Origin of the sequence: Paraburkholderia sp. BR10923 (genome assembly GCF_040948765.1) — a bacterium.
Taxonomy (GTDB): Bacteria; Pseudomonadota; Gammaproteobacteria; order Burkholderiales; family Burkholderiaceae; genus Paraburkholderia; species Paraburkholderia youngii.
Map to the genome: position 1 here is coordinate 1 of NZ_JBFPKO010000072.1, position 8,829 is coordinate 8,829.

Sequence of the window (8,829 nt, forward strand, 5' to 3'; positions counted from 1 at the left end):
CATCGTCGCAATAGGAAACGGCGGCCTTCCAGTCTTACCCCTTGGATAGTGCGGTTCGATCAACGCAATCAACCTCGACCATGGCACAACGCGCCTCATCTCATCGAGAAATTCCCGCTTGCGCGTGAGTTTCGTTGAAAGATCCAGACCAAGACCAAGCTGTGTCATCGAGGTACCCCTTAAACCTGCCTTCTCCCAGGATAGTCCACCGAGACGTCAACGCCAGGACTTTTGCAGACCTTCCCTAGGTATTTGTGCGCTCCCGCTCATCGCCAGCGGTGAAGTCTGGCTATCGCCAGTGTCATCCGCGTGGGTATTCGACTAATTCCGCGACTCATCATTTGCGATAGACGTGCGATTGATTACCGTACGGCCTGACGGCCACCCCCGCGGAGTGGGCGTAGATCACTGTCCGAACAAAGCTTGTCCAGGTAGTTACTCGCGCGCACTATGATCTCCATGCGGGTGACGCAGATCTGGCGGTCGTACTCGTTGATCACAGCAGTGAGGTCACCGATTAACTCTCGGGGAACGCTCCACCTTCCGCTGTTGTCGGCCTCGACGATGATATCTTCGAGGTCACGCTTAACGTTTTCAAGGAATTCGATGTCAAGCTTCCCATGTCCTGCCCGAGTGATAAAGCTCGTGATAATTGTGACCTGCAAGGCTACGTTGATCAGAGGATGGTCCCGCTCGCCATTGCGTAGACGCTCAAGTGCGATGCGTGCTCGCAGCACCAGATCAGACGCCCGTTTTCGTGGCATAGGGAGTAAGAGTGCTTTGCAATGCGCTGCAGCCGTTGGTGTCAGCAATGACTGGTGATTTTTGTTGTTGGGCATGTTTGGAAAATCCACAGATTCAATTCGAGACGAATGTTGGGATGAATCGCCGGTGATCAAGATTGATTGTCGGACTTGCCCCTGCGTCATTGTATTGCCTCGTGAAGTCCGCGCGCCCTGCAGCGTTAGCTCGCAGCAACATTCATGTGTGAGAGAGACGGGCTTTTTTGATACCAATGCGAACCGCGGAATGAATCAGGACTCGTACGGTGCTTACCTCTACCGGAAATAGAGTCGCTCGATAATCGCGAGCCATCCTCTTTCCCTTCCTTGACAATGTCGCCGGAATCGGGGTAGGCTTGGGCGTTCTCTCGTGCGATCGGCTAGGAGTTCATATTTTCGCAGATCGGCGCAACGGGCCGGGCCTGACGATCTGGTGGTGGCCTGTCGGCGGACGCGGTTAGACACGTGCTCGTCAGCAACATCACAAAATCCCTCGTTTCGGATGCAGCTGAGATTGACATCTCGCGCACGGTGCCGACGGCGCCTGCCAAATGCGCGATTCTGCCTAAACGCGTGATCCTGCACTCATCGAAGCACATCGACTGAAGACGATTTGCGACAGATGGTGATTCCGCCAAATTCCTCCGGTTTGAGCGACAACGACAACGGTTTTTATGGTCCCCCCAATCGATCTTATATTTGTTTATGTCGGAGAGTTCTCAATGGATCAAACTTGGCTAAAAGGCAATAATTTTCGTCCCATCTCGGGGACCATTTATTGCGAAATGTCAAACTGACGAAGGATCCTGATCTTGACGCCCACGTCAATTTGACCTTCGAGAACTATAATTTCAACGCTGTGACGTGCACGGAACCATTCGGATCCTTGAGGATGCCGATCGGCTTTGGAAATCGCCCGATCCAGAGCCAATAGGTCGGCGATCTGGGTCTATTCCGACATGACTTGGCGCAGTGCATCCAGTCTTAAATGCTGGCTCGCAAATGGCGGAATGACTTATTCAAGCCTGAAATCTGCATGCCGCGAACTGGCTGGGATCATAGCGGAGTGGGAATACGAGGTTGGTCAGGCAGATTGCGAGGTGTTGGAAGTCTCGAAGGCGACTACAAGATCGATACGATTGGCGTCGGCAATCTCGATGAGCCTCCACAAACCTGATGGCCGTCCGTGTCTGCGACGACCCTTCGGGTGCCGGCGTGTCTGAGGACGCAAGGACTCTTTAAATAGGGATTGTCTTGTTCTCATCAGTAAAACCTAGTCATTACGTGGAAAGCATTGAAATTTTGACCGAGCGCAGAGCGCCGCAATCAGCGCGCGGCGCAGGAAAAAACGCCATGTGCGGGAAACGCTGGAGCTGGGAGCTTCGGTGTCGGCCGTGGTTCATCGGCACGGCGTCAACGCCAATCATTTGTTCGGCTGCCGAAAGCAATGCCAGGAAGGAAGTCTGGCGGCGGAGAGTGTGGGTGAAGCTTTGTGCCCGCATCAGAGTTGGCCGCCGTCGAGCAGCGCCTCGGCACAACACAGGCTACGCAGCCGTCGAATGGCTCTCGGTCAATGGCTTGGCCAGTATCGACCACCGCACGCGCAGCCTCGCTCGCCAACTGGGTCTTGAGCCGTCGTCCACCCTTGTGAGGTCGCCGCAGAGCAAATGGCATGACCGAATCGTTCGTGAAGGTTATGAAGCACGACTACGTCGCTTCGTTGGACAAGCCTGACGCACAACCGGCGCTCTCGCGTCTGGCTATCGCGTTTGAACGCTACAAAGAGGCGCCGCACAAAGCCCTGAAATAGCCCTCGCGTCGCGAGTTCAGACATGCTGCGGCCGTCATCAACCTAACGGTGCCCACGTATGCTGAATTACAGGAGCCACTCCAAGAATTACCCCCGGAGAAATTAGGCTCCGGGAGGGAGCAAGGCGAACGGTGAATGATAATCGACACGGTCTTGCGATGACCGCAAAACGCTGCCGGCGGAACAACCGAGTGAGATGTTGTGACAGTCCGGTGGCTAGTTGCTGCAACTACAGCGCGGCTGGCATCGTGGCCAGTGCCGCGCACAAGGCGTGGCACCGCGCGCGGGCGCGAACGACCGTGGTCGTGGTGGTTCTGCCCTTAACGGCATCCAATTTGCTGACCCTACTGCGTCGTCAGTCAGCGAAACTACAAAGGCATTGAGCAAGTTTTGGCCGAAGCAACGCGATGCAAACTACTGATGCTTTGAGACTGATCAAACCGGCACGATAGGGCGTTCGCTATATTCAATTGCATTCGCGACGAGGCGTTCGCGCGTCCAGCGGTCGGTTCAATGTTCCGGATTCGCCTTCGTATGGCGGGTGCGCCGAATCGACGGAAAAAATAGCTGTATCGGACCGAGCGGCGATCCGAGAAGTGATGTGACCGAGCAGCACTGTGCAGTGCGCTGTGGACGAGTGATCGCGTTGTTGAAAACATAGCTGACAGAATGGTAAAGGCGAACCAACCTGGCTAAACCAAATGTGCATTTTCACACTCCGAATATCGGAAATCTGCCGGGGCACGCGTCAAAAGTGCGACATATTGCAGGAATTCACGCAAGCGTATCACCAGCGTGCGATGGGCTTTAGAGTCCATCGCACAGGTGTCGATCTCATAGCGGAGCGCTGGGTCGGTGCCAACACACGGCAAGATTCAATAGAAAGTGCTGCGCTAATGCAAGCCGCCTGTTATGCACCAATAGAATTTCGAGTGGGGTTCTCGCTTTGTCAAAAAAAAATGCCGACACCGCTGCCGATAATCCGCTGATCCCCGTCGCAATGGACCATCACGAAACAGCGATGCATATGAACCGGTCCGCATTCGCCTGTTTACAGGCAGCGCCGGATTCCGTTCGTGGACGAATTCCTACGGACACCGCACACCCGGTCGCTAGTTCAGAGCGCGATGCAGTAATAGAGAAACAACGGTTCGCTGCGTGCCGGAACGAGCAACTGGCGACTCAAGTGGAATTGCGTAGGGAAATCCTCATGCTGCGCGAAGCACTTGCTGAAAGTGACGATCTGATCGCCCTTCATAAGATTTATCGAGAGAGCGCGGAGAAGCGCGCTGCGGCCGAACGTGAAAGCACACGTGCAATGCGAGTACAACTGAACAAAATGGATGTACTGAATAGAGCGTTGCAAGCGGAAGCAAGTGCGATGGAGCGGGTTTTGAATAATCCTTCATCCTACTTATCGGGTCGGGAGGTCCATCCGCTCGCGGCATTGCAGGGCAAGCGTGTTCTGTATGTCGGAGGGCAGCCCGGATCTCTTTCTGCGATCCAGTGGCTCGTGGAAGCCTCAGGTGGAACGATGGCGCGCGGCAGCGACACGGTGGACTGTGCCGGTTTGCTGGCCGCCGCGTTGCCGGATGTGGACATGCTCATGTTCCCTGCCGACTGTATAGACGACGATACGGTGAAGATGTTCGAGTGGATCTGTGAGCGCAATCGTATCGCGTGCTATCAACTTCGCACGGCAAGCTTGGCAAGTTTTGTGGAACTCATCGAGCGGCTCAGCGCGTTTGCGAAAACGGGTGCTGCTGTGCGCTCCGCGCGCTTTTGCCAGAGGCACGGCTAGGAAGCCCAATGGCAGGCTGCCGAGTTCAACATGCAGCGAAAGGAACGGCGCTGATGACTGTACGTAAACTCCTGCTATGGGCCAGCCCTGTCTGGCAGGATCTTTTGCTACCCACACACTAAACGAAAATCGAAGGTCACTGCGCGATCACAAAAGGAGAATTGCTATCACGTGACATCGGCGGGCTGCATTATCCTCCGTCGCAACGCCACTTTGGACCGTATGGTGAATGCGATGTTCGTAGCGACCCAACGTACGATAGGAGTTTTGTTTTTGGCGGTTCACGTTTTTGGGGGCTCAGGAAAGACCAATCTCTCTATTCCCGAGAAGAGAGGATGGAAGTTGAGAACGTACACCACTTGGGAACGTCGACGTCCGGTGCAATGTGAAAGCTCTTACTTCAGTTCGATACGGACAACTTTTGTTCAAAGACGACACGCATCGATCTCCGCGATCACCAGTTAAGAGGTCATCTTATGCAGACAGTGCTTATCGTATTGGCAATTGCTGTATTAGCGTGGGCGGCCGACCAGCACCGTTTTGTTAAGGGCTGGAAAGTGTACGAGCATAAGCACGGGAGAATACGGAGAAATGCTAACCAGCCAGGGTTGCAGGCAACCGCTGGTAGTCGCTTGCCAGACGACGGAAACGGTTGAGCCAGCCGAAGCGAGCCTGTCAGATTTTTAGTGTGCCGAGGTCATGAGACGATAACGGAAATTACGTCCTATGACCGAAGCAACTGTGACCAAGAAGAGCAAGAACCCGAAGGCGCCGAAGCTGTTCCCCGACGAGCTGATCGATCAACTGCTGGCGCAGATTCAGAACAAGGATGCCGAGTCGGTTCTCGGCGAATCGGGCACTGGCCGGGCAACTGAAGAAGCAACTGGCTGAGCGCATGCTGTCAGCGGAGCTCACGCATCACCTGGAGAGCGAGGCTGAGCAAGGCAAGGCCGGCAACCACCGCAACGGCACGAGCCGCAAGACGGTCATCACGCCCAGCGGCGAACTGAATCTGGACATTCCGCGCGATCGGCAGGCGACGTTCGAGCCGCAGCTGGTGGACAAATATCAGCGCCGGCTGCCCGGCTTTGATGACCACGTCGTCAGCATGTACGCGCGCGGCATGAGCGTGCGTGAGATCTAGGGCCACTTGCTGGTGTTGTACGGGCTCGAAGTTTCGCCCGACCTTATTTCGACCGTCACCGACGAGGTGCTGGCCGAAGTCGAACAGTGGCAACAGCGTCCGCTCGAGGCGATGTACCCGATCGTGTATTTCGACGCACTTCGGCTGAAGATCCGCGACGAGGGGACGGTCAGGAACAAGGCGGTGTACCTCGCGCTGCGCATTCGGGCCGATGGCCGCAAGGAAGTGCTTGGTTTGTGGATCGAGCAAACCGAAGGCGCCAAGTTCTGGCTGAAGGTCTTCAACGAACTGAAGAACCGCGGCTTGCACGACATCCTGATCGCGGTGGTCGACGGTCTGCGCGGGTTTCCCGAAGCGATCGAGGCGGTCTATCCGGCCGCGCAGATCCAGACGTGCATCGTGCACCTGATCCGCAATTCGCTGAATCTGGCGAGCTGGAACACTAAACTCCTGACACCTGACACCTGACACCTGACACCTGACACCTGACACCTGACACCTGACACCTGACACCTGACACCTGACACCTGACACCTCCGCCGAAGCTGCGCTCGACCACCCAGCAGCGCGCAACAGCACAAAGCCCGTCTTGCCTCCGGCAGCTTGATGACTTAAGCTCAATGCCTTCGTCCAGTGCCGCTTGCGCGGGCTCTTCGCCAGTGTATCCGTGGTCGGCAAACGCCACCTTGAGCGTCTGGCACGTTGCCTGCTGAACCTGCCGCGCCAACTCTCTGACCTGCGCGCGCTCCTGTTCCTTGCCCAGCGTCACACGTACCGCGAGTAATCGCCTCAACCTGTCCACCGCCATATGCACGCGCTTGGTTGACCTCGACGGTCCTGAGCAACCTGGATGATGGTGGAACGCAGGTCGCTCAGCATGGCCCCGAAACAGCTTGCCTGAATCCAACGCTGCGTCTGCTGATTGACCGTAAGCGATCCATTATCGACGTCCCTCTGCGAGTGGAGTTGAGGGCCATGAATCGCCGAGAGGCGTGGCGTGTGCTCAGCGCAGGGAAGCAGGCATTTTCCAGGGCAGAAACGCGTCGTAGTCGTCGACACTGGTCGCCAGAGGGATGTGCCTGAACAGCCAGTGGAGGTAGCGGTACGGGTCGATTCGACAGGCTTTGCAGGTTTCGACCAGAGAGTAAAGATTGGCGCTCGCAGTCGCGCCATCAACCGTGTCCGAGAACAGCCAGCCGCGGCGCCCAATTACAAACGGGCGGATCGAATTCTCACAGTCGTTGTTCGATATGGGCCAGTTGCCGTTCTCAACGTAGAGGATCAGCTTGGGCCATTGCTCGCGCAGGTAAGTTAGCGCCTTTCCGAGCAGGCTGTTGGGCACGACGCCGGGGGATTGCTTGAGCATGAGACTGCGGATGGCGTCGAGCACTCGTGCACTGTATCGCCGTCGCAATCGCTGCCGCCGGTTGGCTTCCCATTTCGCGCTGCGTGCCTCGGCGACGAACAACCTTCCGATCAGCTTGATGAAGCGTGTGGCCAGCAGGTCGGGCGAGCGCGCAGCTTTAGGCACATTTTCTTCTGCCTTGACGAAGTAGCGTCGGCAGTGAACCCAGCATCCAAGATGCACGAGCTGGTATCGGTCGGCGATGCTGTTATAGGGCTCATAGCCATCGGTCATCAGGACCGCGCCCTTGCGGATGCCCGTGAACAGTTTGTCGGCCAGCTGAGCGCCGCGTCCCGGCGTGTACGTGAAGCAGCGGACCGGATGTCCTGAATCGGTCATCTGCGACCAGAGGTAGCTCTTCGTTTGAGGCTTTCGCCCCTTCTCCTTCAGGACCTGGAATGTCGTCTCGTCGCAGTAGACCAGATCCGCGTCGAGCAGCGCATCACGCATCAGGTTGATCACCGGCTGAGTTGCCAGACCGACGCGTACCATGCTTGCGGCGATCGTGTTGGACGAGATGTCGCCGCCGAAACGACGTAGCAGTCCGGCCTGACGGTACAGTGGCATCCCGAACTGATACTTGCCCGTAGCGATCCACGCAAGCGCTGATTCACTCAGCAGCCCACGCGGGATGATACGCGGCGGCGCTGGCGTGACCTTGATGCCGAGATCGCAGCATGGACACGCATATTTGACGCGCCGGTGCTGGAGCACGCGAAGCTGCTCCGGAATTACATCGAGCTGCTCGCTGATCTCAACGCCGATCTCGACGAGCGCGTGGCCATCGTTCGTACAGAAGCGTTCGGCTTCGGGCAGTTCGTGGCGCACGACCTCACGCAGCAGAGCGGGATCGAGCGGTTTGCGGTGACCACGCCGCTTGCGCGTGTGTGCGGCAACCGGCGTTTCCGGAGTGTCTTCCAGGGCGGGCGCGCTGTTCGCGCCAAGTGCTTCGGCTTCGTTGAACAGCCCGGGTTGATTGGAATCCCGTGCTTCACTTTTCGCGCCGAACAGTTCACGACGGTAAGCACGCAGCCGTTCCTCGGCCAGATCGCGTTCCGCTGTCACGAGCCGCAGGGCGCCGCGTAGCGCCTCCTGTTCTTCGCGCAGCGCACGGGCGGCATCGCGCTCAGCGAGCAGCTCTTTCAGTTCGTCGGCGGTGATCGTGACCTGGCCCGGCATGCGGATTAGACCGGCACCTCGATGACGCGTTCAGCTCACGCGCAGATACTCGCGCTTCGGATGTCGCTGGATCGTGCTGATGTCATCGCCCTCGAGCAGCGCATGTAACAGATCAGGCGTCATCGTCACGATCTCGGCTTTCCGGTCGGGCCACATGAACCTATCGGTCTCGAGGCGTTTCGTCAGGAGCCAGAAGCCGCTGCCATCCCAGCCGAGGATCTTGACCCGGTCGCGGCGACGGTTTCCAAACACGTAAAGCGAGGAGTCCATCGGGTTCAGGCGCATCGACTGCTCAACGAGAATCGACAGGCTGTTCATGCCGTACCGGAAATCGACGGCATCGCGATGCAGGTACACCTTCAGATTCGCGTCGAACCGGAACACGGCATTCTCCCAAGCATCTGGACCACGGTGGCCAGTTCGTCGATGGTCGCGTCCGCGATGTCGAACTCGACACCGTTCGACAGACGCACGTGCAGCACAAGCGTCATGGACGGCGGTGAGGGTATAGGCGTTCTCGCCGAGGCGCTTTCTTCGGGGAGCAACGCCGGCGGAGCCGAAACGACGGGGACGAATGCAGAGTAAGCACCCGGGGAAGGCATCTTGACTGGGGCGATCGCTCAAACGATCAAACGATCAAGCAGCGGTCGGCGTCCAGCGATGAGGAAGCAGTTGCGCTATGTCGGCGGCACGGTGTGTCGGCAAGCG

General features: G+C 57.4%; 4 protein-coding genes and 6 pseudogenes. 4 read left to right on the top strand and 6 right to left on the bottom strand.

Going from position 1 to position 8,829, the window contains the following annotated elements; all coding sequences use genetic code 11:
* Together AB3X94_RS40670 and AB3X94_RS40675 are read right to left on the bottom strand one after the other, a co-directional pair.
* Positions 1 to 168, bottom strand: a pseudogene (locus AB3X94_RS40670) (IS5/IS1182 family transposase); the annotation flags it as partial.
* Between the two features lie 194 nt (positions 169 to 362).
* Positions 363 to 839 (bottom strand): hypothetical protein, encoded by a 477-nt coding sequence (locus AB3X94_RS40675; protein ID WP_368614406.1) that lies wholly within the window; start codon positions 837 to 839, stop codon positions 363 to 365.
* A gap of 1,298 nt (positions 840 to 2,137) precedes the next feature.
* On the opposite strand from AB3X94_RS40675, the pseudogene AB3X94_RS40680 reads away from it, so the two are divergent.
* The 4 genes and pseudogenes from AB3X94_RS40680 to AB3X94_RS40695 all read left to right on the top strand — a co-directional run.
* Positions 2,138 to 2,245 (top strand): annotated as a pseudogene (locus AB3X94_RS40680) (hypothetical protein); the annotation flags it as partial.
* 44 nt (positions 2,246 to 2,289) lie between these two features.
* Positions 2,290 to 2,592, top strand: a pseudogene (locus AB3X94_RS40685) (IS3 family transposase); the annotation flags it as partial.
* A 946-nt stretch (positions 2,593 to 3,538) separates the two neighbouring features.
* The gene (locus AB3X94_RS40690; RefSeq protein WP_368594288.1) at positions 3,539 to 4,393 is read left to right on the top strand and encodes a hypothetical protein; all 855 of its coding nucleotides are present in this window, start codon (positions 3,539 to 3,541) and stop codon (positions 4,391 to 4,393) included.
* Positions 4,394 to 5,119: 726 nt separating this feature from the next.
* Positions 5,120 to 5,963 (top strand): annotated as a pseudogene (locus AB3X94_RS40695) (IS256 family transposase); the annotation flags it as partial.
* Between the two features lie 184 nt (positions 5,964 to 6,147).
* On the opposite strand, the pseudogene AB3X94_RS40700 reads toward AB3X94_RS40695, so the two are convergent.
* The 4 genes and pseudogenes from AB3X94_RS40700 to AB3X94_RS40715 all read right to left on the bottom strand — a co-directional run.
* Positions 6,148 to 6,464: pseudogene (locus AB3X94_RS40700) on the bottom strand (transposase); the annotation flags it as partial.
* Between the two features lie 76 nt (positions 6,465 to 6,540).
* Positions 6,541 to 8,121: an IS66 family transposase gene (locus AB3X94_RS40705; protein WP_368594289.1), complete on the bottom strand. Its 1,581-nt coding sequence runs from the start codon at positions 8,119 to 8,121 to the stop codon at positions 6,541 to 6,543.
* A 30-nt stretch (positions 8,122 to 8,151) separates the two neighbouring features.
* Complete coding sequence (tnpB, locus tag AB3X94_RS40710; protein WP_368594290.1) at positions 8,152 to 8,505, bottom strand: IS66 family insertion sequence element accessory protein TnpB; 354 nt, start codon at positions 8,503 to 8,505, stop codon at positions 8,152 to 8,154.
* Positions 8,481 to 8,612, bottom strand: a pseudogene (locus AB3X94_RS40715) (IS66 family insertion sequence element accessory protein TnpB); the annotation flags it as partial. The gene tnpB and the pseudogene AB3X94_RS40715, both read right to left, overlap by 25 nt.
* Between the last annotated feature and the right edge of the window lie 217 nt (positions 8,613 to 8,829).

Coding starts and splice junctions, on each gene's coding strand:
- AB3X94_RS40675 (WP_368614406.1), bottom strand. CDS start 839: ATGCCCAACAACAAAAATCACCAGTCATTGCTGACACCAACGGCTGCA.
- AB3X94_RS40705 (WP_368594289.1), bottom strand. CDS start 8,121: ATGCCGGGCCAGGTCACGATCACCGCCGACGAACTGAAAGAGCTGCTC.